Consider the following 25,995-nt stretch of genomic DNA (forward strand, 5'->3'; position numbering starts at 1 on the left):
AATGGCGCCGCCACCGGCAAGATCTACAACATCGGCAATCCGGTCAACAACTACTCGATCCGCGAGCTGGCCAATATGATGCTGGAACTGGCGCCGAAATATCCGGAATACGCCGACGGCGCGGCCAGGGTCAAGATTGTCGAGACCACTTCGGGCGCCTACTACGGCGCCGGCTACCAGGACGTCAAGAACCGGGTGCCAAAGATCACCAACACCTGCGAAGAGCTGGACTGGAAGCCGGCCACCAGCATGGCCGACGCGCTCAAGAAAATCTTTGACGCGTATCGCGACCAGGTGGCCGCCGCGCAGGCACTGGTGAACTGACGCCGTGCGTTCGCGGGCAGCATGGTGGCCGCTGGCCGCCGTTTTCATCGTCGCGTCCTTGTTTGTGCTGAATCTGCGTACGCTGATTCCGCCGGACGAGGGACGCTATGCGGAAATGGCGCGCGAGATGCTGTTCAGCGGCGACTGGATCACCACGCGCCTGAACGGCATCAAATACTTTGAGAAGCCGCCATTGCACGCGTGGATGAGCGCATTGTCGTTTGCCGTCTTCGGTATAGGTGACTGGCAGGCGCGCTTGTGGAATGGGGTATGCGGCATCTTCGGCGTGCTGATGGTCGGTTACACCGGCACGCGCTTGTTCGGCGGCCGCTCCGGGCTGTACGCGGCCATGGTGCTGGCCTCGATGGTGTTCTGGGCCGGTGGATCGCAATTCAATTCGCTGGACCTGAGCGTGGCCGCGATCATGGGCGGCGCGCTGTGCGCCCTGCTGATCGCGCAGCAGGATGATGCCACGATTTGGCAGCGCCGGAACTGGATGCTCGCGTGCTGGGTCGGCATGGCGTTCTCGCTGTTGGCCAAGGGGCTGATCGGCATTGTGCTTCCCGGCGGCGTGCTGGTGTTGTACGCGCTGTTCAGCGGCGACCGTGGCGTCTGGCGCCGGCTGCATATTGGTTTGGGATTGCCGCTGTTTCTGTTGATTGCCTTGCCGTGGTTCCTGCTGGTCGCTGCGCGTAATCCCGAGCAGCCGGCATTCTTCTTCATCCATGAACACTGGGACCGTTTCTTCCTGAAAGAGCATCACCGCGAAGGGCCGTGGTACTACTTCATCGTCCTGTTGCTGCCGGCGGCGATGCCGTGGATGGCTTTAGCGCCCGCCAGCCTTGCCGCCGCACGCCGCAAGCTCGCTGGCCGCTTTCAGCCATTGCTGCTGCTGGCGATCTGGATTGTCTTCATTCTTGCCTTCTTCAGCTATTCCAGCTCCAAGCTGCCTGGCTACATGCTGCCGGTGTTGCCGGCATTGGCGCTGCTGATTGGCCGTCAATTGGATTCGGCCTCGCGGGTTGCTGCGTTGGCGCTGCCGGTGACACTGGGTGTTGCTGGTGCCGCGGTGGTCGTCGCGGCGTTGCAGCTTCCTGCGGTGGCTGCCGTGCGTCCCTTGGTGATTCTGGCGGGAGTGGTGGCGCTGCTTGGCGCGCTTGCAGGCGGTCTGCTGGAGTGGCGTGGCCGTCGCAGCGTGGCGCTTGGGGTTCTTGCTTGTGCCGTATGGGCGATGACGCAGCTCGGCATGGCAGCGACTGAGCCTTGGGGCCGCGAGCATGCTGGCAAAGCAATGGCTCTGCAACTGCGCGCGGCGCTGACGCCATCGACGCCGGTGTACGCGGTCGGAGACTATGAACAATCGATGACTTTTTACATGGCGCATACCGTGATACCGGTTGCGTACACAGACGAGCTGGCGTTTGGCTTGCAACAGGAGCCGGAGCGCGGTATCGCGTCGCTGGAAGTGTTTGCCGCCCGCTGGGGCGTTCGCGCGGCGCAAGGCCTGCCGCAATACGCCATCGTGAAGCCATCGGCGTATCGGGAGCTGCAACAGCGCCAACTGCCGATGACGCAGATTGCCAACGACGGCAGACGCGTGTTGGTCACGTCGCCGCAGCTTGCTCGCTAAGACTTATTGAAAAACTTCCTCTAGTGATTCAGCGGTCGCAAGCGCATCACTCCAGGCTTCTATTTGCCGCAGGTTAGCTTTGGCCAGTTTTTTGCGAACGGTCTGCGGCAGTGATCCGAAACGCCGCTCAAGCTGCCTCTGCAAAAGCGTCAGCGCATGCCGGAACAATAATCGTGTGAGATGTAGCTGCGCTGCATAGCGTTTATCTGCGTCACGCCGCGCCTGCATTGAAAGCAGATGGGCCGATTACCGTCGTGCAGCCGCACCTCGGCAAGCTTGTCGGCCACCATCACGTCTGGCGTAGCGCTGAAGCTGAGTTTTGCCAGTTCCTGGTCGCGAAAGCGTGGCCGGTGCCGCCAATCGATACAGGCGCTCAAGTTGGGAAAGTAAAAATCCATGAACGAGCGGAAAGCATGTGATAACGCAGCTTTCCAGGGCAAGTCATATCGGGCGGGCGGGGTGGATGGCGGCATTTGCACAGTCTGGCGCGGGAGTGCTGGTCGCCGTATGACAAAAGGCAAAGAAGTTTGGTCGTGGGAGCGGCGTCGCACAGAAGGTGTGCGGGGCGGGGCAGACACTGATCCTTCACCACGAGGAGGAGGATGCAATGACTATTCGTTTGAAGAAACTCAGTTCACAGGTCGTCGTCGTTACCGGCGCTACCAGCGGCATCGGCTTGACTACCGCGCGTATGGCTGCGGGGAAAGGTGCGAAGCTGGTACTGGCGGCGCGCGACAGCGAGGCGCTCGATAAGCTGGCAGCCGAACTGCGCGCCGGCGGCCACGACGCGCTGGCCGTGCCGACCGACGTCGGCTTGCAAGAGGAAGTCCAGGCCCTCGGCAGGGCTGCCATCAAGCGCTTTGGCCGCATCGACAGCTGGATTAACAATGCCGGCGTGTCCATCTTCGGCCGCTACCGCGACGTCCCGCTGGAAGATCATCACAAGCTGTTCCAGACCAATTTCTGGGGCGTGGTGCACGGCTCGCTGACGGCGATGGAACTGATGCGGGAGAACGGCGGCGCCATCATCAATCTGGGCAGTGAAGTGTCCGAGCGCGCGGTGCCGCTGCAGGGCATGTATTCCGCCTCCAAACACGCGGTCAAGGGATTTACCGATTCGCTGCGCATGGAAGCGGAAAAGGATGAGCTGCCGATAGCGGTCACCCTGATCAAGCCGGCCGCCATCGACACCATGTTCGTGCCGCACGCGCGCAACTACATGAAGAATGAACCAGAGCTGCCGGCACCGCTGTACGCGCCCGAGCTGGTGGCGGACGCCATCCTGTACGCCGCCGAGCATCCGCAGCGCGACATCTTTGTCGGCGGCGCAGCCAAAATGATCTCGATGGAAGGCCATGGCATGCCGCGCGTGCTCGACAAGGTGATGAATATGCTGATGTTCCGCCAGCAGCAAAAAGACCAGCCCGCGGCACCTGACCGCAGCGATGCGCTGTATAAACCGAACGGGCTGGAACTGCAGCAGCGCCAGGGCGGTCATGAAAGCCCTGTGCTGGAACGCTCGGCTTACACCTATCTGACCACGCGCGGCAAGCCGCTGGCGCTATCGCTGCTGGTCGGCGGTGCGTTGCTGGCGGCGTGGAAGATGAGCACCCCACAGGCCGCGCCCGCCACGCAGGATTCCTAGAGCGCCTTGCTGCACAGCTGGAATTCCGGATCGTCCTCGTAAGGGCGCATCTGGAAGCCCAGGCTGGTCATCAGCTTGAGCATCGGCCGGTTCTTGCGCAGCACCAGGCCGACGATTTCGGTCAGGCCGCGGTCGCGCGCCACGTCCATAATCTCCAGCATCAGGCGCGTACCCAGGCCCTGGCCGCTGAATTTGTCATCCACCAGCAGCGAGAATTCGCAGCTGCTGCGGTCCGGATTGGCGATATAGCGCGACACGCCGATGATGCTTTCGGTTTCGTTGAAACTGCCGTCGTCCTCCACGGTGCGGGTGGTCAGCACCGCCACCAGCGCCATTTCGCGGTCGTAGTCAATCAGCGTGTAGCGCGCCAGCATTTGCGCCGACAGCTCGCGCAGCGACGAGGCAAAGCGGTTGTAGCGCGATTGCTCGGACAGGCCGCGCACCAGCGCCTGCAGCATGTCGGCATCGGTCGGCTGCACCGGCCGCAGGGCATACTCGCCGCCGCCGCGCATGGGCCACTGGCTGGTGTAGTTGGACGGGTACGGCATGATGGCCAGCTGGTCGAAACGCTGCGCAGACGGCGGCGCCGCACCGACCACCACGCGCGCATCCACAGCCAGCACGCCGTGCTGGTCGACGATCACCGGGTTGATGTCCAGCTCACGCAGCTGCGGCAGCTCGCACACCATTTCCGAGACCCGCAGCAGGATATGCTCGATGGCTTGCAGATCGGCCGCCGGCGCGCCGCGCCATTCGCCCAGGGTGCTGGCCACGCGCGCCCGCGCCGCCAGCCGTTGCGCCAGAAAGGGATTCAGCGGCGGCAGCTCGACCGCGCGGTCGTTGAGCAGGTCGATCATGGTGCCGCCCGCGCCAAAACCGATCACCGGTCCGAACAGCGGATCGCTGGCGACGCCGATGTACAGCTCCCGCCCATCGCGCTTGCCGGCCATGCGCTGCACCGTCACGCCATTGATGCGCGCGCCCGGTTGCAGGCGCTGGACGTTGGCCAGCATGTCGCTGTAAGCCGCGGACAGCGCGGCGGCATCGGCCAGGTTGAGCACCACGCCTTGCACCGCCGATTTGTGGCTGATGTCGGGCGAATCGATTTTCAGCGCCACCGGATAGCCCAGCTGTGCGGCGATCAGTTGCGCCTCGGCCGCGCTGCGGGCCGGCATGGTGGGCGTGATCGGAATGTGGAAGGCGGCCAGCAGCGCCTTGGACTCCATCTCGGTCAGCACGCTGCGGCGTTCGGCCAGCACGCTTTCCACCAGCCGGCGGGCGCCGTCCAGGTCCGGCTTGGCCAGCTGCGACAGCGGCGGCGGGGTTTGCTGCAGCAGCTGCTGGTTTTGATAGAACATGGCGATGCTGCTGAAGCCATCGACCGCCGCTTCCGGCGTGCGGAAGCTGGCCAGGCCCGATTGCGCGATCAGGTGGCGCGCCGGCGTCACGCGTTCGTCGCCCATCCAGCAGGTCAGTAGTGGCTTGCTCAGGCCGCGGCCCGCTTCGGCCACGCCGCGCGCCACCGCCACCGGGTCGCCATCCAGCTTGGGCGAATAAATCACCAGCAGACCGTCGATGTTGGGATTGTGGGCGCAGGAGCGGATGGCGGCCGCATAGTGCTGCGGGCCGGCTTCCTCGGACAGGTCGAGCAGATCGGTCAGGGTAGCGTGCGGCGGCAACTCGGGCGCCAGCGCGTGCGCGGCGTCGGCGCCGGCCTGGCCCAGTTGCAGTCCCAGCTTGGCCAGCCAGTCGGCCGCCAGCACGCCGGGACCGCCGCCGTTGCTGATCACGGCCAGGCGCGGCCCCACCGGCCGATAGCGCGAAGCCAGGCATTTGGCGGCCGCGAACAGCTGGACAAAGGTATTCACCCGCACCGCGCCAGTGCGGCGCAGTGCCGCGTCAAACACTTCATCGCTGCCGATCAGGGTGCCCGAGTGGGTAGCTGCCGCGCGCGAGGCTGCCGCGCCGTTGCCGGCCTTGATGATGACCACCGGCTTGGTATTGGCCGTGCCGCGCAGCGCCGACAGGAAGCGGCGCGCGTCGGTAATGCCCTCCATATAAATCACGATGCTTTCGGTGGCCGGGTCGGTGGCCAGAAAATCCAGCGCCTGCGCCAGGTCGACCGAGGTATTCGGTCCCAGCGAGATCACCGCCGACAGGCCGACCGCGTTGGTGCCGGCCCAGTCGAGAATGGCCGACGTCAGGGCGCCGGACTGCGAGATCAGCGCCAGGCCGCCGGCCTGCGCCAGCTTGCCGGCCACGCCAGCGTTCAGATGCAGGCGCGGGCGCTGGAAGCCCAGGCTGTTGGGGCCGAGCAGGTGCATGTCATGCTTGCGGGCGATGGCATGCAGCTCGGCCGCCTGCGCCGGCGGCACGCCGGATGAAACGATCAGCGCCGATTTGCACTGGATGCGGCCGGCCACCTCCAGCGCGAACGCCAGCTCATCGTTTGGCAATGCAATCAGGGCCAGGTCGGCGCGCGATTGCACCAGGTCGGCCAGGGTGCCGGTCATGCTCACATCGAGGAAGGTCAGCGATCCCTGGTAGCCGCCGTCGCGCAGCTGGGCGCAGATACTGCGTCCGTAGACGTTCTGCCGCTCCGGCTCATCGGGCGGGCCGGCAAATACCACGATGGATTTGGGCGCAAATAGCGGGCTTAGGTAGTGCAGGTCCATGACATCCTTTTTCAACAGCAACAGGCAGACCACACTATACGCCATGCCCGGCGGCGGGCGGGTAAACGCTTAATCGTCCAGCGGCAACGGCCGACCCTGCGCCATTTGCCCGACTTCGGCGCGGCCGGGCAGGGCATAGCGGCGCTGAACGATTTCCAGCCAGCCGCGCCGCCGCAGCGCGCCCAGGCAGCGGCTGACGGTGGACGGTGTCAGGCCCAGATAGTCGGCCATGTCCTGGCGCGACATGGGCAGCGTGGCGCTGGCCTCCCGTTGAAGCAGGAATTGCGCCACGCGCTGGATGGCGCTGGTACTGCGCAGCATCACCGCATGTTGCTGATGACGGGCGATGGCATGGCTGAGACGCTGGTTGAAGGCATCCGCGCCGTCCGGCGGCGGGTAGGGAATGGCCGCCACCTGGCAGGTGTTGAGGGCGACCGCGCCGACCTGACGGCGTTGCTGGTGCAGCGCTTCCAGCCCGACCCAGGCACCCGGACCGAGGAAGTCGACGATGTGCTGGCTGCCGTCGCGGCCGTTCTGGTACAGCTTGATGTCGCCGCTCTGAATGATGTGCAGCTGCTGCGCGACTTCATCCTCCACCCGGAACAAGTGCTGGCCGCCTACCAGGCGCAGATGGCGGTGAGTATCCATGCTCATCAGTGCGACATCAGGACCGGCAAGGTCATGGATTCCAGCACACGCCGGGTCACGCCCCCCAGTATCACTTCGCGCCAGCGCTGGTGGCCGTAGGCCCCCATGACCAGCAGGTCGGCGCCGATGTCGGCGGACAGCGACAGCAAGGCGTTGCCGATATCCAGTCCGGCTGGCGCGTGCTGCTGGGCCACCTCGACCCGCACGCCGTGGCGCGCCAGATAGAGCGCAATGTCGGCGCCGGGTTGCTCGCCGTGCATGCCATATGGCGTCTGGGCATGGAATACCGCCACGGTCGTGCGGCAGCTGCGGCGCAGCAGCGGCAGGGCGTCGGTCACGGCGCGGGTGGCGGCGCGGCTGCCATCCCATGCGATCAGCGCGTGCTGGTCGATGTGCTCGAATTTGCCGGCATGGGGCACCAGCAACACCGGGCGCCCGCCGTGCAGCGCCAGATGCTCAGGCAGCTGACGCAGGAAGCTGGGGCCGCTCAGCGCCGGGTCGCTCTGGCTCAGCACCAGCAGATCGGCGTAGCGGGCCTGGAGGATGAGGCCGGTTTCAGCGTCATCGTCGCTGATGCGGCGTTCGTAACTGGCGCCGGCGTTGGCGGCTTGCACCACGAAACGATCAAGGGCTTCGGCGCTCTGATTGCTGACGGCTTCCAGCTCGGCCGGCGCCAGCATGCCGCCGTAACCGAAAGAAGCGTCGCGGTAGCACGCCGCCGTCAGCCCGGTAAAGGCGGCGCCCACCAGGTGGGCCTCGTGCGCTAAGGCGACCTGGCAGGCCATGGCGTAGCGGGCGGCTGCATGCGGCGAGAGGTCGGCGTGAACCAGAATATTCTTGTATGTCATGGCGGGCTCCTTGTGAGTTGTCAACCGCAGGCTATCAAAGCTGATGGCGAATTTTTATGATGTAAATCAAATTTCCATGGATAAATCCTTGAGAGCGGAAGGTTTTCGGAAGGAAGATATGGCACGGGCTCGATAAGGTGGCAGCTCGCATACCAGGAGATTCCCATGCAGACACCAGCACATGCACAGGCAGAGTCATTACGGAAACAATCATTGCCCGCAACGCCACAGCCCGCTCGCGCAGACCAGCGCGCCGACATGAGCGGGCTGCAGGCGCTCAGCGCCACCATGCAGACCAGCCAGCTTCAGCAGAACCTGCAGGCGCGGCAGGCCATGATGGACGCCGGCGTGGCGCAGCGCGTGGTGCGTTACGAACGGCAGGGGCGCGATCGTGTGCAGACTGCCTATCTGCAGTTGCGGGAGCACGCTGCGCTAATGGAGGTGAAGCCCCTCAGCCTGGATCAGGTGCGCACCGGATTGGAGCAGATTGAAAGCAGCGTCATCGATTACGGCGTGTACGATCTGGCCGACCAGGATCACCTGACCCAGATGTATTTTGATATCAGCAAGCGCCTGACCGGCGAGAAGAAGGCGCGGCGCAAAACAAAGAAAGTATCCGAGCTGGAACAGGATGCGCGGAAAGACCAGGCCAACAAGCATACGCCGACCGAAACGCTGGCCGCTGAGAATAGCGAACTGGAAGGCAAGGTGCTGTATGACACTGCTTATTTAGGCGCCGGCGCCAGCGTGGCTTACGCGATTGTCAGCCAGGGAGCGGCATTCGACCGCGCGGATGACATCGTGATCGGCAAGACCCAACCATGGGCCGGCAAGCGCGGCCCCGGCGTGGTGGCCCATCCTGAGCACATGATTTCACCGATCCGCCACTTCCTCGGGCTGGAGGCGACAGATGACGAATGGCTGAACCGGGCCAATTTTTCCGATCTGATCAGGCAGGTGCTGGACCGCGTGAAGATGGGGGTAGTGGACGCCAATGTCGAGAGCGTCGAGAAAACCGACTATGGCTACCTGATTACCGCCGGCGGTGTCGAGTATCACGCCCGCAAGGTCATCAGCGGTATCGGCGTCGGTGACCACACGCCGCCCCAGGGTGTCGCAGCCGGGCGCATTGCCGCCAGCGACAGTGAAGTCGGCGCGAAACGCATCATGAGCATGGACGTGTTCACTCAGGTGGCACACCGGCTGAAACCTGGTGCAGAAGGCATCGAGCTGGACGAGGACGCAAGCACGCCCGAGCAAAGGGGCGACATCACGGTGGTGCTGTCAGGCGCCAACGGCGGCATCGACGTGGCGTTTGATGCACTCAACCGAGGCTACAAGGTGCAATGGATTGTCGGAAACGGCGGAGCCAAATTCCTGAAAGGCTTTCCCAATTACGCGGCGTATCTGCCCTATCTACGCGCCCTGCACAGTAACAATCAGTTGGGCAAGATAGACCTCCAGCCCGAGCAGTTCGAGGCAGAGGAGGCGCGCGTGCAACAAGAGTTGCCGAGCCTCTATGAAGGGCAGACGGATCCGATGTTCGAGAACGTGGCTGCGCGCTTCGAAGACAAGGGCTTTGCCGGCGTCTACTTTGGCCGCATGGAGAGCGTCGAGGAAGTCGACAACGGGATTAAAGCGAGCGTGGCCGGCACCGCCGATCCTGTCACCGGCGACTTGCTGGTGTACGCACAAGGGCAGGGCAACGGCAACTTCGAGCTCTTCCAGAATCACGAACTGCAACCTGAGCTGGATGTCAACCGGCGCTTTTCGGAAAGCGGCAAAACCGTGCTGGGCCTGACCAGCAAAGATGGCAGTCTGAAGATTATCGGTGCGATGGCCTACCGCATGGGGAACACCATTGACGTCAAGCCTGCAGACATGCAGCTGGCAAACGCGCAATTGGATGACGTATGCTCGCGCCGTTGGCTGGATCGCCAAGTCAAGCGCAACCTGCGCAAGGCGCAGCAAAGCTACGCTAAATTGATCCCATTGGTCGAGGACGCGCAACAAAAAGCGGCCGTCCTGGCGAACCTGCGCAAGGCCAAAGCAGCCAAAGAAGAAATTACCAAAGCGGACAGCGCCTCGCGGAGCGCCACTGCGTTGCGTGAAAAAGCGCTGCAAAAATTCAACGACCTGGTCGTGCCAATAGAGGCCCAGTTCGAGCAAATGCGACGGCAACCCGGCCTGGCCCGCAGGAAGCGCAGCGCCTTGAACTCCGCGCAAAATGCGTTGTACAACGCCATGCTGAAAACTGGCACGCTGGCGGCCGCCATGCGTCCGGTGATTGACAGTCTACCCGCCGACGTGCTGCTGAACGATCAGCTGACGCCAAGCCGCAGCCAGATCGAAGCCACCCACAACTTCGTGCCGTTCAATACCGGCCAGACCGCCAATTTTGTCACCGACGACCGTACCGTGATTGCCACCCATATCTCGGCGCGTTACCCGGTGCTGGCCGATGCCGATCCGCGTTTTGTGGAGGCGATCGCGGCCGCCATCGTAGGCGGCCGCAAGAAGAAAAATGCCGGCGTCATCGTGTCCGGCAAATACCGCATGACTGTGCCCGACTTTACCGCAGAGCCGCCCAACGGCAAGCGTTACCAGGCCTACTGGCCTGCAAGGCTGGCCGAAGTCGAGAGCAGCCTGAACAAGCAGTTGCAAAAATAAGCCGCGCAAAAACAGACACTTATCTCACCGGAAGGTTTCCGGCAGGAAGAAATGGCTGGGTCTGTATAGATTGTTTCCCAAGGCATCGCGCTGTTCACACACTTAAAAACTAGGGGACCATCATTAACTATCCAGCCCTCACCCTGGTCGCTGCGGCGACCGCGCCGGCCGCCACGCGCGCACCGTGCACGGACGATGAAGTGCTTGCTGCTTTGAAAAAGATTTTGGCGAGCAGACAATTTTCAAAAGCCCATCGCTGCACCGCTTTGCTGGGCTATCTGGTGCGCCGTTCGCTGTCCGGTGACGACGCCGCGCCGCCGCCGGAGCATGAAATCGGCGTTGCCGTGTTCGGCCGCGACCGCATGACGTATTACACCGGTGACGATCCCATCGTGCGGGTCCAGGCCGGCCGCCTGCGGCTGCGGCTGGCTGCTTACTATGCGGAGGAAGGTTGCGCCGACCCGCTGCGCATCAGTATTCCGACCGGCAGTTATCAGCCCAAGGTGGAGCGGGCGGAACTCCGCCCACCGGCGCCGCAGGCAGGGCCCGCGTCGCTCCTGATGTTGCGTCAACTGGCCTGCCTGAACGCGGATGCCGCGCTGACCGCCTATGTGCTTGGCCTGAACGATGAGCTGGGCTACCGCCTGTACCGTGCCGTCGGACCGATCCGCCGGCTGGATACCGACGTTCCGCTGGCCGCACTGGGCGGCCTGTCCAATACAACGCTGCTGGAAGGCACGGTGCGCCAGGATATGGCGCGGGTGCGCGTCTCGCTGCTGCTGCGCCGCGTGAGCGATGGCGCCGTGCTGTGGTACGAGCAGTTTGATGATGCCGGTGGCGCATCGATTGCCGCGCAAGAGCGCATGGCCGAGCGCTGCCTGCTGGCGCTGCGGCCGTATCTGCCGGCGTAACACGCTGGGTGTTACGGTAAAGACACTTCATCTCCGGCGCGGCTGGGAATAAGGTGAGCGCACCATTATCGGAGCGGCAAATGATTAGTGCGGCACTCAGCCACATGGCCTACCAGTTGAACCAGCAATTCAGGATTAATTTCCAGCTGGCGGAGGAGGTGGCCGTGGTGTCCAACCTGGTGGAACTGGATGGCAGCGTGGCGCCCAACGCCAACAACAAGCTGGTGCTGACGCTGGTGAATATCGAGAAGGATACGGTGCCGTACCGCCCGGCCAACGGCGTGCGCAGCCTGGATGACCGGCTGCTGCAAAACAATGCGCCGTTGTTCCTGAACCTGTATGTGATGGTCAGCGCCAATTTCGGCGCCGGCAATTACGCCGAGGCGCTGAAGTACATCTCGCAGGCGGTGGCGTTCTTCCAGGCCAAGCCCGTGCTGGACCAGCGCAACAGCCCGGGGCTGGACCGGCGCATCGACCGGCTGGTGCTGGACATCGAGAACCTGCCGATTCCCGATCTGAACAATCTGTGGAGCCTGCTGGGCGGACGCTATCTGCCATCGATGTTCTACAAGGTGCGCATGGTGACGGTGGATGCCGGCGCGATCAGCGGTCAGCTGCCATTTATTACCGACTTGCAGCCGGTGGTCAAAGGATAAGCCATGGCGCGCTATTGCAGATTGCTGGCGCTGGAAGTCACGCATGAGTTTCTGGCGCATGCGCCGCAGCCCGGGCTGCGCTACCAGCCCACGGCGGACACGGCTGCGCTGATGGAACGCGAGGGATTGATGCTGCGCACGCTGCCGCACGGCGTGGAACTGTGGCAGGAGCAGCGCCAGGATGCTGCCGACGGGGCGGTCTGGCAGCTCGGCTTCGACGTGTACCCCAGCGACGCCATGCTGCGCTTTTACACCGCGTGGCCGCAAGACAGCTATCTGCCGCTGCAAGCCGGCACGCAGGGCAGCTTGCAGGTGCTGCGGGCAGTGGCGCAGCCGGCACGTGGCGTGGAAGGCAGCGGGCCGGTACTGTGGATCGATCTGGCATGCCGCCGCAATGCGGCGCCGGTGCAGGACGCGCCGGCAGCGCCATGGCGTGTGGCGCTGAGCGCAAGAAGCCTGCACTGGAAGTACTTTTTTTCCGGCGGGCTGGCGGCCAAAAAACTCAGCATCGTCGATCTCGATGCCGCCGATGGCGAAGCCGGGCTGGTGTTTGCGCCGGCGTCGCTGGCCGCCACCGCCAATGGCACGGCCTACCTGTCGGCGGCGCCGGTGCCGATGCAGAGCATACCGCGGCAGCGCTTGCAGTTGCGGGAAGCAGGAGTGGCAGGAAAGGTATTAATCAGGCGATTGCCGAATGCCAGCGTTGACAGGCTCGGCAAAGAGCGGGGTCCCAACGGCCTATCCATGATCGTTGCGGAAATTTATGTTCATCAATAATCTTCAAAGGAAAACCTATGGCAGGCGCGTATAAAACCCCTGGTGTTTATATCGTTGAGAAAAATGCCTTTCCTAACTCCGTGGTGGAAGTGGCCACGGCGGTGCCGGCATTCATCGGTTACACCCAAGTCGCGGAACTCAAGGGTAGTCCGCTGCACAAGAAACCATGGCGCATCACCTCACTGGCCGAGTTCAAGAACGCCTTCGGCGGCGCGCCGCTGGACCAGTTTGAATTTGCCGAAAACACCGACGCCAACACGCCCAACGATTTCAAGAGCGGCGCCACCGGCTATGTGTTGAAGCGCAAGAACAGCAAGCTCGACACGCAGCGCTACTATCTGTATCGCAGCCTGCAGCTGTTCTTCCAGAATGGCGGCGGCCCGTGCTACATCGTCTCGGTGGGTGGCTATGCGGCGGAGCCGGACATCAAGAAATCCGATCTGCTGGAAGGCATCGACCTGCTGCTGAAGGAGCAGGAGCCAACCATGGTGGTGATTCCGGATGCCATGGCGCTGTCGGCCGATGAAGCCATCGCCGTACAGCAAGCCACGCTGCTGCATTGCGGCGCGCAGATGAAGAACCGCTTCGCCGTGCTTGACATCCACGACGGTTTCCGCGAACGCGATACCGCCGACCCGGTGGCGGCCTTCCGCAGCGACCTCGGCACCACCGCCCTGAACTATGGCGCCGCCTACTACCCGTGGCTCAACACCTCCATCGTTGAGACCGCCGACGTCGGTTTCGACAGCTTTGTCGACCGCACCAAGCTGAAAGACCTGCTGGTGGCCGAGCTGACCGCCGCCGGCACCCTGAGCGACGACCTGAAGGACATCCTCAACCAGGTCGGCGACGTCAACCGCGACGCCAGCCAGAAAACCTATCTGTCGGACGACGAGCTGCACAAGATCCTGTTCTCGGTGGTGCCGACCTACGCCAACATCCTGCTGGCCATGAAACGCAAGCTCAACCTGCTGCCGCCGGCCGCCGCCATGGCTGGCGTGTACACCCTGGTGGACAATGCGCGCGGCGTGTGGAAGGCGCCAGCCAATGTCAGCCTGGCGTCGGTGATTTCGCCGGCCGTCAACATCACCCACCAGCAGCAGGAAGATCTGAACGTGACCACCGCCGGCAAGTCGGTCAACGCCATCCGCTCCTTCATTGGCGAGGGCACGCTGGTGTGGGGGGCGCGCACGCTGGATGGCAACAGCCTGGACTGGCGCTACATCAACGTGCGCCGCACCATGATCATGATCGAGGAATCGCTGCGCCTGGCCACCAAGGCCTATGTGTTCGAACCCAACGTCAGCGGCACCTGGGTCACCATCAAGGGCATGGCCAACAACTTCCTGACCAGCGTATGGAAGCGCGGCGGCCTGGCCGGCGCCAGCCCGGAAGACGCGTTCAGCGTGTCGGTCGGCCTGAATGAAACCATGACGCCGGAAGATATTCTGGAAGGCATCCTGCGCGTGACCATCCTGGTGGCGGTCAGCCGCCCGGCCGAGTTCATCGAGATCACCTTCCAGCAGCAAATGCAGAAGTCCTGAACCTACTAACCAATAACCAGAGAGGTGTGATATGGCAGACGATGGCGCAAGTCAATCCGCAACTGTATGGCCGATGCCCAAGTTCTATTTCCGCGTGAAATGGGACTCCAATGAGATGTCGTTCCAGGAAGTCTCGGGCCTGGACGTGCAGTCGGAAGAGATCAAGTACCGTCACGGCAACAGCCCGGTATTCTCGGTGATCAAGATGCCGGGGCTGAAGAAGTATGGCAACATCACCATGAAAAAAGGCGTGTTCAAGGGCGACAACAAGTTCTGGGACTGGCTCAACCAGATCAAGATGAACACCATCAAGCGCGTGCCGGTGACCATCAGCCTGCTGGACGAAGAGGGCAACGACACCATGGTGTGGACCCTGACCAACGCCTGGCCGACCAAGATTTCCAGCACCGACCTCAAGTCGGAAGGCAACGAGGTGGCGATCGAGTCGATCGAGATCGTCCACGAGGGCCTGACCATCGCCAACGGCTAGCGGTCCGATGAGCTTTTTCGACGACTATCCGCCGGCGGCGTTTTACTTCACCGTGGCCATCAGCGGCAGCCTGATGGCCGACATGGCGTTCAGCGAGGTCTCGGGCATTTCATCCGAGATCGAGCTGGAGCCGCTGTCGGAGGGCGGCGAAAACCGCTTTGTGCACCAGCTGCCGAAAGGCGTCAAGCACGGCAACCTGGAGCTCAAGCGCGGCATCGGTTCGCTGCTGTCGCCGCTGGTGTTGTGGTGCAAGGAAACGCTGGAAGGCGAGTTTGCCGCGCCGATCGACCTGCAGACCGTGATCGTCATGCTGCGCGGTGGCGAGGGCGAGGTGTTGCGGGCCTGGCAGTTTAACGATGCCTACCCGGTCAAGTGGAGCGTCGATGCGTTCAGCTCCACCAAGAACGAGGTGGCGATTGAACAGGTGTCGCTGGCGTACTCGTATTCCAGGCGCGCACTTTAACAGGAGACAGCCATGTCGATAGAAATCCGGGAACTGGTGATCAAGACCACCATCGTCGAGCGCGCGGCGGGCGACGGGGGCGGCCAAGGCGGCAGCGCCAGTGTGGTGACGCCGGCACTGAAGGCGGAAATCCTGTCGGCCTGCAAGCAGCTGATCCTCAACACGCTGCGTGAACACGGGGAGCGCTAGTCATGTCGGGCCAGAAAACCCTGTTGAAGATTTCCGGCTGCACGGTGTCGTCCGACGGCATACTGAGCGAGGACAGCTCGCGTCCGGCGTTCGAGGCGCTGATCAATCCGGCCGGCTACGAACACGGCTTTGCCATCAGCTATACCAAGAACAAGGCCTTCGGCCAAGCCGGAACCGAGCCCAAGTACAACATCACGGAGGCGGAAAAACTGACCCTGAAGTCGCTGGTGCTGGATGGCACCGGCGCCGTGCCGGGCGCGGTGGTGCCGGTCAAGACCCAGGTGGAGCAGCTGCGCAAGGCGGCCTACACCTTCGTGGGCGACAAGCACGAAGCGCCGATCGTGCGCGTGGTGTGGGGCAGTTTTGTGTTCTATGGCCGGGTGGAAGGGTTGAAATTTGAATACACCCTGTTCATGCCCAACGGCGATCCGCTGCGCGCCAAGGTGACGCTCAACCTGGTGGAGTACAGCAGCCAGCCCGAGCTGATCAAGGAGAGCAAGAAGAGTTCGCCCGACCTGACGCACCTGATCGTGGTGCGCGCCGGCGATACCTTGCCCCTGCTGTGCGAGCGCATTTACCGCGATTCGTCCTACTACCTGGAAGTGGCGCGCATCAACGGCCTGACGGCTTTCCGCCAACTGCAGCCGGGCATCAGCCTGCGCTTTCCACCGCTGGGGTGATCCATGGCTGAATCTCCTTTTGCCAAAAGCGGCGGCACGGTTTCCTATGAGGTGAGCTGCGACGGCGAGCCGATGGCGGACGCCGCGCAACTGGTGGCGATCGTGGTGCGGCACGAAACCAACCGCATTCCGTCGGCCACGCTGAGCTTTATCGACGGCGATATGCCGAACGGTAAATTCCCGGTCAGCGACGCCCATTTCAAGCCCGGCACCGAAATTTGCATCAGCGCCGGCTATGACAACGAGATCAAGCAGCTTTTCAAGGGCGTGGTGATCAAGCACGGGGTCCGCATCGAGGGGCGCAACAATGCCCAGCTGGTGGTGGAGTGCCGCGACAAGGCGCTGGCCATGACGGTAGGGCGGCGCAACGCCAACTTTGTCGACAAGACCGACAGCGACATCATCAGCGCTCTGATCGGCGCCTATCCCGGCCTGAGCGCCACCGTCGCCAGCACCAGCACGACCTACAAGGAACTGGTGCAGTACTACGTCAGCGACTGGGACTACATGATGGCGCGCGCCGAGGCCAATGGTTTTGTGGTCACGGTGGAGGACGGCGCTGTCGACGTCAAGGCCCCCGACGGCAGCGTCGCGCCGGCGCTGCTGCTCACTTACGGCACGGATATGATTTCTTTTCACGCCGAGCTGGATGCGCGCACGCAGCTGGCGCAGGTCAGCGGCGCCAGCTGGGATCTGACCACCCAGGCGGTGATCAAGCAGAGCGCCAAGCCGCTGACGCTGGGCGAGCAGGGCGATATCGACTCGGCGGCGCTGGCCAAGGTGCTGGGCGTGAGCGACTATGTGCTGCAGACCGCCGCGCCGCTGGAAAGCGCGGCCCTGAGCGCGTGGGTCAAGGGGCAGCAGACCAAGGCGGCGTTGTCGCGCATCCGCGGCGCCGTCAGCTTCCAGGGGCATGCGGCGGCCAGGCCGGGTGCGGTGATCACGCTGGCCGGCACCGGCAAGCATTTCGACGGCAACGTCATCGTCAGCGCCGTGGTGCACCGGATCGAGGAAGGCAACTGGACCAGCGAGGTGGAGTTCGGCATGCCATCGTCCTGGTTCAGCGAGCAGCACCAGCTGCACGCGCCGGAAGCGGCCGGCCTGACGGCGGGCGTGGCCGGACTGCACGTGGGCGTGGTGAAAAAACTCGACGCCGACCCCGAAGGGCAGTACAAGATCCAGGTCTCCGTGCCGCTGATGGCGGCCACGGTGGATGGCGTGTGGGCGCGCTTTGCCAGTTTTTACGGTTCCAACGGCTTTGGCGCCTTCATCATCCCGGAAATTGGCGACGAGGTGGTGCTGGGCTTCTTCAATAATGACCCATCCTGCCCGGTGATACTTGGCAGTCTGTACAGCTCCAAACGCACGCCGCCCTACGAACTGGCGGCCGAGAACAACTTCAAGGCGCTGGTCACGCGCAGCAAGCTGAAAATGGAATTTGACGATGACAAGAAAGTCATCACCCTGATCACGCCTGGCAACAACAAGATCGTCATCAGCGACGCCGCCAAATCCATCCTGCTGCAGGACCAGAACAACAACAAGGTCGAGCTGAGCCCGAGCGGCATCCTGCTGGACAGCCCCAAGGACATTACCCTCAACGCCAAGGGCAAGGTGGTCATCACGGCGGTGCAAAACGTCGAGGCCAGCGCGCAGATGGACGTCAAGGTCACCGGCCTGAACATCAACCACAGCGCCAATGTCGGCTTTGCCGCCAAGGGCGCCGCCACCGCCGAGCTGTCGGCGGCCGGCCAGACCACCGTCAAAGGTGCGATGGTCATGATTAACTGAGGATCGCCATGCCGCCCGCCGCCCGCATCACCGATATGCATGTCTGCCCGATGGTCACGCCCGGCTTGCCGCCGGTGCCGCACGTGGGCGGGCCGATCTCCGGACCGTGCGTGCCGAATGTGCTGATCGGCGCCTTGCCGGCTGCGGTGGTGGGCGATATGTGCGTGTGCGTCGGTCCGCCCGACACCATCGTCAAGGGCAGCGCCACGGTGATGATCGGCGGCCGGCCGGCGGCGCGCATGGGCGACACCACCGCGCACGGCGGCACTATCGTGCTGGGCCTGCCCACCGTGATGATCGGAGGCTGAAATGGATACCGACCAGGCCTTCCTCGGCACCGGCTGGAGCTTTCCGCCGGAATTCTCGCGGCGCGGCCGCGTGCGCATGGTCAGCGCCGAGGACGATATCGGCCAGAGCCTGCGCATCCTGCTCAGCACCACCCCCGGCGAGCGCGTGATGCAGCCGAGCTTTGGCTGCGGCCTGAAAAGCCAGCTCTACGAGAGCATCAATGAAAATACCGTTACCGTGCTGAAGGATGTGATCCAGCGCGCCATCCTGTTTTTTGAACCGCGCGTCACGGTGGAGTCCATCCTGGCGGACAGCACCCTGGCACAGGAGGGCCGGCTCGACTTTCAGATCTATTACACCGTCATCAGCACCAATACGCGCCACAACATCGTCTATCCCTTCTATTTCCGCGAGGGCACCGATGTGCAGATCTGAGCGCCATGAAAGCCTGCCATGAGCGCGCGCCTGATCGTCAGCGACGGCCGCGACCAGCAGCACCGGCGGCCGCCCGCGCTGTGCGGGGATTATTTCCAGCTCAACGAAATGTCGTTCGAGCAGCTGGCGGCGCTGGCGGCGGAATACGCGCGCCTGATGCGTTTCTTCCAGCTGGATTTGCGTGCCGAAGGCGACTGGCATGATTACTTTGGCGCCGATGAAACCGTGCTGATGGCAACCATCCTGGCGATCGACACCAACGCCATGCTGGCCCGTTTCGAGCAACGGCTGCAGGGGGAGCCGGCCTATCACAAGTGGTTCCGCGCCGACATCCAGCAACCGCTCAACGGCGCCCACCGCGACCGTCTGGATTCGCCGCTGCTGGTGGCGCGCGCGCTGGATGCGTGGATGACGGCCGTGCTGCCGCTGCAAGGCCACGCCGGCCAGGAGGTGCGCACGCTGCTGGAAGGCATCCTGCGCGGCATGAAGCGCGAACTGGCCGAGCTGGTGCAGGCGGCGCCATCTTCCTTCATGCGCGTTGCCCACCATGTGTTCTCGGTACGCTTCATGGAACTGACCGCCTTGCATGAAATGCCGGCGGAGGAGGCCTCGCCCAGCGCCATCCGGCATAATTTTCACACCCTGACCCAGGCGGTCCGCATGCTGCAGAACGGCATCCGCGAGCTGCTGCCGCCGTCGCTGCTGAGCGGCGACCATGATCCCGGCATCAGCCTGCTGATCGCGTTCATCCGCCTGTTCCAGCAGCTGCTGGTGCGCTTGAACCGTTTTGGCGACAAGCGCATCGATTTCTATTACCAGCGCGTGCTGGGCATGCGGCCGCAGCCGCAACAGCCGGACAGCGCGTTTCTGGTCATCAAGCCGACTGCGGCCGCGCGCCAGATCCAGATCGATGCCGGCACCGAGTTCATCGGCGGCGTGGATGCGCAACAGCAGGACATCATTTATGCCGCCGACAACGCCGCCACGCTGAACGACGCCCGCGTCAGCGCGCTGCATTCGCTGTATTTCGAGCGGCGGCCGGTGGTGGGCACCAGCGGCGGCTATCACCGCCAGTTCGACCTGCTGGAGCTGGACGGCGACGAGCGCGAGCATGAAAAAATGCCGGCCTTGCCGCTGATGGGGGCGCCCAAACCCGGCGAACCGCTGAACGCCTGCGAGCCGGCCGCTTTTGGCTTTATCCTGTCCAGCAAAGTCCTGTTGATGCGCGAGGGCGAACGCACGGTGCGGGTGCTGTTCCAGTATCGCGTGCCCAGCCATACCTCGCGCCTGTCGCTGGAGGACAGCCTGCAGCGCGTGCTGGAGCAGGTGCGGGCCGACCCCAAGCGCAGCCAGGCGGAAGTCCGCGCGATCCGCATCAGCGATGTGTTCGTGCGCCTGTTTCGCAGCATGTTCCGTATCAGCCTGACCACTGAAAGCGGCTGGTATCAGGTGGCCGAGTACCGCCCGGAGTACAGCGGCCTCAACCCCGATGTGCCGGCGGATTGCCTGGCGATTGAATTCGCGTTGCCGGCCAGCGCGCCGGCCATCGTTCCGTACAACCCGTTGGTGCACGGCGCCGCTTACGACAGCCACTTGCCGCTGCTGCGGTTTGACATGACCCAGAACGAGTACCGCTATCCCTACGACCTGCTGGCCGATCTCATCCTGCATGACATCCGCATCGAGGTGGACGTCAAGGCGGTGCGCCAGCTGCTGTTGCATAACCAGATCGGCCAGCTGAGCGCCTTGTCGCCGTTCATGCCGTTTGGTCCGTTGCCGGCGGTGGGGTCCTATATGGTGATCGGCTGTGAGGAAATCCTGTACAAGCCGTTGCGCGACGTGTCGATCGACGTCGAATGGACCGGCATGCCGACCGGACTGGGCGGCTTTCCGGACTACTATCGCGGCTACCCTGAACCGTTGAATAGCGACGATGTGGAGGCTGGCGTGGCGGTGCTGACGGACGGCAAGTGGTTGCGCGCCGGCGGCACCGTCAAGCTGTTCCGCTACCAGCTCAACCCGGATGGCAGCCTGAGCAACCTCACCAGCGACGACAATACCATCAGCCTGCGCGCCGCCGTGCAGTTCTACAAGCCGGTGGACGCCATGCCGGAGGCCAGCGGCGCCGCGTTTCAGTACACCTCGGCCAGCATGAACGGCTTGTTCAAGCTGACGCTGGACGGGCCGTCTGGCGCGCTCGGGCATCAAGAATATCCGGCCTTGCTGTCGCGCGTGCTGACGCAGAACGCGCAGCTGAAAAAAAACGTCCTAATGCAGCCGTTGCCAAATGCGCCGTACACGCCGGTGATCAGCCGCATCGCGCTGAATTACCGCGCCACCGCGACCATCACCTTTGAACGCAGCCGCCGCAGCAACAGCCCCTCGGAGGCCGACAGTTTCATCCACCTGCACCCGCTGGGCTGGCAAAGCATGTATTTCAGCGACACGCGGATTATCCGGCAAGTGCCGCGCTACACCTCGCCCGGCCAGCTGTTCATCGGCGTCCAGGGCAGGCAGCTGCGCGGCACGCTGTCGCTGTATTTCTATCTGCGCGAGGATTCGTTGCCGATGAGCGGCATCGCCAGTGCGGGGCTGCAATGGCGCTACCTGTCCGGCAACCGCTGGCGCGTGCTGGCGCCGAATCTGGTGCTGGAAGATTCGACCAAGGGCTTCATGACCAGCGGCATCGTGCTGCTGCAGCTGCCGGAGGATATCGATCTTGACAATACCGTGATGCCGTCCGGGCAGTTCTGGCTGTGCGTGTCCGCGGAGGAGGGCGTGGAGCGCTTCTGCAGCCTGTATTCGGTGTACGCCCAGGCCATCAAGGTGACCTGGCGTGCCGATCGCGGCGCCAAGCCGCAGGCGGTCATGCCGGCCATGCACATTACGCGTAGCCGCGAGAATATTCCAGGCATCGACAGCGTTTACCAGGTGCGCCGTTCATTTGACGGCAAGTCGGCCGAGACGGCGCTGCAATTCCGCGTGCGCGCCAGCGAGCGTCTGCGCCATAAGAACCGCGCGCTGACCGCCAGCGACTTCGAGCAGCTGATTCTGGAGCAGTTTCCCCAGGTGTACAAGGTGAAATGCTTCCCCAATCTGTGCGTGGACGACGATCCGGCGCGCCGTGTGCGGCCCGGCCACATCCTGATCGTGGCGATTCCTTATCTGAACCGCGGCGGCCACGTCAACCAGAAGCCGACGCTGAGCGGCTACCTGGTCAACGAGATCGAGCAATACGTGCGCCGCTATGCTTCGCCGGACGCCGTCATCAGCGTGCAAAACCCGGTCTACGAGGAAGTGCAGGTGCGTTGCACGGTCAAGCTGGCCTCGCAGCTGAACACCGGCCGCCTGAGCGAACGGATCAATCAGGCCCTGTGCGATTACCTGTCGCCGTGGAATGGCCAGGGCATCCACCAGCATTTCGGCTGGACCCTGCGCCAGCACGACGTGGTGTCCTTCCTGCTGGACCTCGGCTACGTGGAGGCGGTGACCGGCGTGTCCCTGCTGCAGATCGCGCCGTGGGGCAAGCCGATCGACCGCCTGTACCGCCTGCACGATAACGCCATCCAGACAGATATACAGAAAAAGGTGATACAGCCCAGCTATCCGTGGAGTATTGCCGTGCCGATGAACCAGCATTGGATCGTGCTGAGCGATCAATCCGTTACGAAGGAGGCCACGCCGATCGGCATCAACCAACTCAAGGTCGGCTCCACCTTTATTATCCCGACAAGGAAAGAATCATGACCCGACGCCGCCGCACCATGCTCAAGGAGCAGTTCGAGGCGGGCAAGATGCCCAGCCAGGAAGATTTTGCCGACCTGATCGATTCCATGCTCAGCATGCTGGACGAGGGCTTTGAAAAGACGCCCGAAGCCGGCTTCAAGATCGCCCAGCTGCGCGATGGCAAGCTGCTCAGCTTTTATCAGGACATCGGCACCGGCGCCGCCACCTGGTCGCTGGGGCTGGACAAGGCCAACGCCAACCTCAGCTTCCAGGACCGGCGCGAGCAGGCCTTGCTGACGCTGGCCAGCAATGTCGATGGGGATGGCGTGCCGCGCAGCGGCGTCGGCATCCGCCAGAGCCATCCGCGCCACGAACTGGACGTGGCCGGCACGGTGGCCTCGCACGCGCGCGTGGGCCGCAGCGGCGAACTGGCAGTGCCGGCCGACGGCTATTGGTATGACGTGACCGACTTCATGACCGGCTGCCAGGCGCTGGAGGTGGTGGCCGGCGTCGGCGCCAAGGACAGCGAGGGCCGCTACGCCATCATGCACGCGTTTGCCACCAATGCGTTCGGCTCCAACGGCGATATCACCTATCACCAGAGCCATTTCGGCAACAAGTGCAGCCGCATCGAGCTGCGCTGGCAGCGTGCTGAAGCCGGCAAGCCATTTGAATTCAAGCTGCAGATGCGGGTCGGCTGCGCCTATGGCGAGGACGTCTGGATCAAGTACCACGTCACCCAGTTGTGGCAGGACACGCTGATGCTGGAGAGCGAGGACAAGCCGCTGCGTCAGCCCAGCCCGCAATACGATGAAAAAGGCAAGATCAAGGGGTAATCATGTGCGATACCAAACAAGGCGTGAGCCTGCACCTGACGCTGGCGCAGGGCGATCTGATTCTGGAAGGACTGGCTGAGCGGCCGTTCAAGCAGGTGTACGAGTTGATCGGCAAGCTGCATCAGCAGGCGGCCGGCGCCGATCCCGAACACGTGCATTTCGTGCTGACCCATGCCCAGCTGCGGCTGGTGCTGGAAACGCTGGGCGAACTGCCGTTCAACCGGGTACAGCGGCTACTGCACAGCATGCATGCGCAAATCGAGGCGTGGCGCCACCGCGCGCAGGAAGTGGAGAGCAGCCTGAGTGAAAACTGAGGATCACATCAAGCGTTACCTTGGCGACCCTGACGGCCTCGATTTCGACGGCCTCAGGCGCAAGGGCATCGCTTTGCTGCAGGATTTGTCGAGCCAGCAATGGACCGACTACAACCTGCACGATCCCGGTGTGACGCTGCTGGAGCTGCTGTCCTATGGCTTGACGGATCTGGTGTACCGCACTGATTTTGATGTAGCTGACTATCTGACCGGCCCGGATGGCAAAATCGATTTTCACGCGCAGGCGTTGTTCCCGCCGCAGGATATCTTCCCCAATCAGCCGGTGACGGATATCGACTTCTGCAAGCTGATTTACGACCAGTTGCCAGCCGTCGATGACGTCTGGATACGGCCGGCCGCGCAGCCGGGGCTGTGCACGGTGTTCATCAAGCCGCACGAATCCCTGTTCAACAACGGCGACCGTGGCGAGTGCGAGGATTTACGCCAGAATGTTTTGCTGCTGCTGGCGCGGCACCGCAACCTCTGTCGTGATGTCGAGCGTGTCTGCATCGTGCGTGCCCAGGTATACGCCCTGAGCGGCGAAATCGAGATCGATGACAGCCGGCCGGCGGCTGAAATTTACGCCGATATCTACTTCCGCTGCGCCAAGATGATTTCCTCCGGCGGCCGCATCGTGCGCTTTGAGGAGGCGCTGGCGCAGGGCATGAGCTGGGAGCAACTGCTGGAGGGGCCGCTGACCGAACACGGCTACATTGCGGATGGCCATTTCACACAGGCCAATTACGAGATCGATGTGGTCAAGCTGATCACGCTGGTACGGCATATACCTGGCGTGCGCCAGGTAAAGCGGCTCTGTCTGGTGGATGCGAACGGCGGGGAACACAGCCAGATCCGACTGGAGCCATCGGGCGAGCTGTGCCCGGTGCTGGCTTTCCCCAACGAACCGGCCGCCACCCGCCTGCTGCGCCTGATGCACGGCAAAAGCGGCCAGTTGCCGGCCGGCGCGCAGGACGAGGATCCGCGCCTGCCGGGACGGCACGCCCTGCAGTTCCACGAACGGGTGGCGCTCTATCTGCGCAAGCTGGAATTTGAATACGATGCGTTTCGCAATAATGATGGCCAGTTGCGGCGGCTGGTCAAGCTGCCGCAGGGCAGTTATCGCGACCTGGCGGAATACAGCTCGGTGGGCGAGCACACGCCGGCCATTTACGGCATCAACCACTATGGCGTGCCCGAATCCGACCCGGCCGAAGTACATGCCCGTGCGCGTCAGCTGAAGGCTTACTTGTATCCGTTTGAACAATTGATGGCCAATTATCTGGCCTCGCTGCAGGGAATCAAGCGGCTGTACTCCGCGGATGAGACACTGGATCGCAGTTATTTCGCGCAGTTCCTGAGCGATACCGAAGTGCCCAATCTGGAAATCCTGTACCAGGACGGCGCTGCCGCGGCCGAGGTTGATGCGGTGCTGGCAGGACAGGACGCTTTCACCGAACGCCGCAACCGCGTGCTGGACAGTCTGCTGGCGGTGTACGGCGAAGTGTTTCCGGAAGATGCGCTGCGTCGCTATGACGTCTATCACGGTGACGATTTCGGCCTGCATCTGATTGATTGCAAGATCCGGCTATTGCGCCATTTGTGCGAGCTGAGTTCGCGGCGCGGGCAGGCGATGAACGTGCAGGCCTCGTATTGGGACGGCAGGAATTGCGCGCCGGTTCAGCACCGGGTGCAGTTGCTGTGCGGCGGCAGCGAGGCGGCGCTGGGACGCTCGCTGGTGGCGGCGGTACACAATGACCAGGTCCGGTTCATCAGCGATACGCGTTATCTGGAGCGGCTCACGCGGCAGGTGGACTTTGATGAGACTGCTGCCTTGCCCTGGCCGTCGCAAGCCCCCGGCCGCACGGTGCTGAACGGTTTGCCGCTGGGGGCGGTGAGCCCGTCACTGCTGCTGGCCGGCATCCATAAGGAAAACTATCGTGTGCTGGCGGCCGATGACGATCAGGGCTGGCTGTGCCTGAATCTGGATGATGAACGCTGCTGGCCGCTGCTGCGTCTGCCCAACGCCGATCTGGCCGATGCTGCTCGTGAATTGCGTGACATGCTGGTCGAATTGAGTGCGGCCAGCGAGGGATTCCATCTGCTGGAGCATGTGTTGCTGCGGCCGCGCGGCGATGACGCGGTGCGGGTGGTGGAGGATGACTTCTATGCGCACCGGGTGAGCGTGGTGCTGCCGGCGTTTACGGCACGCTTCAGCAATCCCGGCTGCCGGGCCTGGGTCGAGGAGTTGATTGCCCAGAATCTTCCGGCCCATATCCTGCCGACGTTTTACTGGCTGGATTTTGCCTTCCTGGCGCAGTTTGAGCTGCGCTACCGGCGGTGGCTGGCATTGCTGCAGACCGGCGCCGATGTGGGCGGACTGGATACGGCGGCCGATCAGTTGCTGGAATTCCTGGGCAAGGTCGGTCCGTATCACACCAACCGGCATTGGATGTAA

The 25,995-nt window shown here is 63.2% G+C and carries 22 protein-coding genes and 1 pseudogene; 19 read left to right on the forward strand and 4 right to left on the reverse strand.

From position 1 onward, the window contains the following. Window positions 1-324 (forward strand): annotated as a pseudogene (locus ABDW57_RS24540) (bifunctional UDP-4-keto-pentose/UDP-xylose synthase); the annotation flags it as partial. 64 nt (window positions 325-388) lie between these two features. Continuing rightward, window positions 389-1,954 carry a glycosyltransferase family 39 protein gene (locus tag ABDW57_RS24545; RefSeq protein WP_343732834.1) on the forward strand — a complete coding sequence of 522 codons (1,566 nt, stop codon included), beginning with the start codon at window positions 389-391 and terminating at the stop codon, window positions 1,952-1,954. Between the two features lie 149 nt (window positions 1,955-2,103). Here ABDW57_RS24545 and ABDW57_RS24550 read toward each other — a convergent pair whose 3' ends face one another. Beyond that, window positions 2,104-2,427, reverse strand: coding sequence for a hypothetical protein (locus ABDW57_RS24550; protein WP_343732760.1), 324 nt, complete (start codon window positions 2,425-2,427; stop codon window positions 2,104-2,106). Window positions 2,428-2,561: 134 nt separating this feature from the next. On the opposite strand from ABDW57_RS24550, the gene ABDW57_RS24555 reads away from it, so the two are divergent. Beyond that, a complete protein-coding gene (locus ABDW57_RS24555; RefSeq protein WP_343732761.1) occupies window positions 2,562-3,599 on the forward strand; it encodes an SDR family oxidoreductase in 1,038 nt (345 codons plus the stop codon). Here the strand turns inward: ABDW57_RS24555 and ABDW57_RS24560 are convergent. The 3 genes from ABDW57_RS24560 to ABDW57_RS24570 form a co-directional block, all read right to left on the reverse strand. Then, on the reverse strand, window positions 3,596-6,274 hold the full coding sequence (locus ABDW57_RS24560; RefSeq protein WP_343732762.1) for a bifunctional acetate--CoA ligase family protein/GNAT family N-acetyltransferase: 2,679 nt from the start codon (window positions 6,272-6,274) through the stop codon (window positions 3,596-3,598). The two genes, ABDW57_RS24555 and ABDW57_RS24560, sit on opposite strands and share 4 nt — an antisense overlap. 69 nt (window positions 6,275-6,343) lie before the next feature. After that, window positions 6,344-6,928 (reverse strand): Crp/Fnr family transcriptional regulator, encoded by a 585-nt coding sequence (locus ABDW57_RS24565; RefSeq protein WP_343732763.1) that lies wholly within the window; start codon window positions 6,926-6,928, stop codon window positions 6,344-6,346. Beyond that, window positions 6,928-7,770, reverse strand: a complete 843-nt coding sequence (locus ABDW57_RS24570) for a universal stress protein (RefSeq protein ID WP_343732764.1) — start codon at window positions 7,768-7,770, stop codon at window positions 6,928-6,930. The genes ABDW57_RS24565 and ABDW57_RS24570 overlap by 1 nt, the downstream gene beginning before the upstream one ends. 165 nt (window positions 7,771-7,935) lie before the next feature. On the opposite strand from ABDW57_RS24570, the gene ABDW57_RS24575 reads away from it, so the two are divergent. From ABDW57_RS24575 to ABDW57_RS24650, 16 genes are all read left to right on the forward strand, one after another. Next, window positions 7,936-10,440, forward strand: a complete 2,505-nt coding sequence (locus ABDW57_RS24575; protein ID WP_343732765.1) for a hypothetical protein — start codon at window positions 7,936-7,938, stop codon at window positions 10,438-10,440. 224 nt (window positions 10,441-10,664) lie between these two features. Then, the gene (locus ABDW57_RS24580) at window positions 10,665-11,351 is read left to right on the forward strand and encodes a hypothetical protein (protein WP_343732766.1); all 687 of its coding nucleotides are present in this window, start codon (window positions 10,665-10,667) and stop codon (window positions 11,349-11,351) included. A gap of 80 nt (window positions 11,352-11,431) precedes the next feature. Further along, window positions 11,432-12,007: a DUF4255 domain-containing protein gene (locus ABDW57_RS24585; RefSeq protein ID WP_343732767.1), complete on the forward strand. Its 576-nt coding sequence runs from the start codon at window positions 11,432-11,434 to the stop codon at window positions 12,005-12,007. A gap of 3 nt (window positions 12,008-12,010) precedes the next feature. Next, window positions 12,011-12,784 carry a hypothetical protein gene (locus ABDW57_RS24590; RefSeq protein WP_343732768.1) on the forward strand — a complete coding sequence of 258 codons (774 nt, stop codon included), beginning with the start codon at window positions 12,011-12,013 and terminating at the stop codon, window positions 12,782-12,784. A 17-nt stretch (window positions 12,785-12,801) separates the two neighbouring features. Beyond that, entirely contained in the window at window positions 12,802-14,328 is a 1,527-nt protein-coding gene (locus ABDW57_RS24595; RefSeq protein ID WP_343732769.1) for a phage tail sheath C-terminal domain-containing protein, read from the forward strand. Window positions 14,329-14,401: 73 nt separating this feature from the next. Then, window positions 14,402-14,818: a phage tail protein gene (locus ABDW57_RS24600; RefSeq protein ID WP_343732770.1), complete on the forward strand. Its 417-nt coding sequence runs from the start codon at window positions 14,402-14,404 to the stop codon at window positions 14,816-14,818. A 7-nt stretch (window positions 14,819-14,825) separates the two neighbouring features. Continuing rightward, window positions 14,826-15,281 carry a phage tail protein gene (locus ABDW57_RS24605; RefSeq protein WP_343732771.1) on the forward strand — a complete coding sequence of 152 codons (456 nt, stop codon included), beginning with the start codon at window positions 14,826-14,828 and terminating at the stop codon, window positions 15,279-15,281. Between the two features lie 12 nt (window positions 15,282-15,293). Further along, window positions 15,294-15,470 (forward strand): DUF5908 family protein, encoded by a 177-nt coding sequence (locus ABDW57_RS24610; RefSeq protein ID WP_343732772.1) that lies wholly within the window; start codon window positions 15,294-15,296, stop codon window positions 15,468-15,470. 2 nt (window positions 15,471-15,472) lie between these two features. Beyond that, window positions 15,473-16,150, forward strand: a complete 678-nt coding sequence (locus ABDW57_RS24615; protein ID WP_343732773.1) for a peptidoglycan-binding protein — start codon at window positions 15,473-15,475, stop codon at window positions 16,148-16,150. Window positions 16,151-16,153: 3 nt separating this feature from the next. Then, the gene (vgrG, locus tag ABDW57_RS24620) at window positions 16,154-17,941 is read left to right on the forward strand and encodes a type VI secretion system tip protein VgrG (RefSeq protein WP_343732774.1); all 1,788 of its coding nucleotides are present in this window, start codon (window positions 16,154-16,156) and stop codon (window positions 17,939-17,941) included. An 8-nt stretch (window positions 17,942-17,949) separates the two neighbouring features. Continuing rightward, window positions 17,950-18,249, forward strand: coding sequence for a PAAR domain-containing protein (locus ABDW57_RS24625; protein ID WP_343732775.1), 300 nt, complete (start codon window positions 17,950-17,952; stop codon window positions 18,247-18,249). 1 nt (window position 18,250) lies between these two features. Next, window positions 18,251-18,664 (forward strand): GPW/gp25 family protein, encoded by a 414-nt coding sequence (locus ABDW57_RS24630; RefSeq protein WP_343732776.1) that lies wholly within the window; start codon window positions 18,251-18,253, stop codon window positions 18,662-18,664. Between the two features lie 18 nt (window positions 18,665-18,682). Beyond that, the gene (locus tag ABDW57_RS24635) at window positions 18,683-22,411 is read left to right on the forward strand and encodes a baseplate J/gp47 family protein (protein WP_343732777.1); all 3,729 of its coding nucleotides are present in this window, start codon (window positions 18,683-18,685) and stop codon (window positions 22,409-22,411) included. Next, window positions 22,408-23,226 carry a hypothetical protein gene (locus ABDW57_RS24640; RefSeq protein WP_343732778.1) on the forward strand — a complete coding sequence of 273 codons (819 nt, stop codon included), beginning with the start codon at window positions 22,408-22,410 and terminating at the stop codon, window positions 23,224-23,226. The genes ABDW57_RS24635 and ABDW57_RS24640 overlap by 4 nt, the downstream gene beginning before the upstream one ends. 2 nt (window positions 23,227-23,228) lie before the next feature. After that, the gene (locus ABDW57_RS24645) at window positions 23,229-23,540 is read left to right on the forward strand and encodes a hypothetical protein (RefSeq protein ID WP_343732779.1); all 312 of its coding nucleotides are present in this window, start codon (window positions 23,229-23,231) and stop codon (window positions 23,538-23,540) included. After that, window positions 23,530-25,995, forward strand: coding sequence for a hypothetical protein (locus ABDW57_RS24650; protein ID WP_343732780.1), 2,466 nt, complete (start codon window positions 23,530-23,532; stop codon window positions 25,993-25,995). Before ABDW57_RS24645 ends, ABDW57_RS24650 begins: the two co-directional genes overlap by 11 nt.

The organism is Duganella sp. (genome assembly GCF_039595735.1).
Classification (GTDB): Bacteria; Pseudomonadota; Gammaproteobacteria; order Burkholderiales; family Burkholderiaceae_D; genus Rugamonas.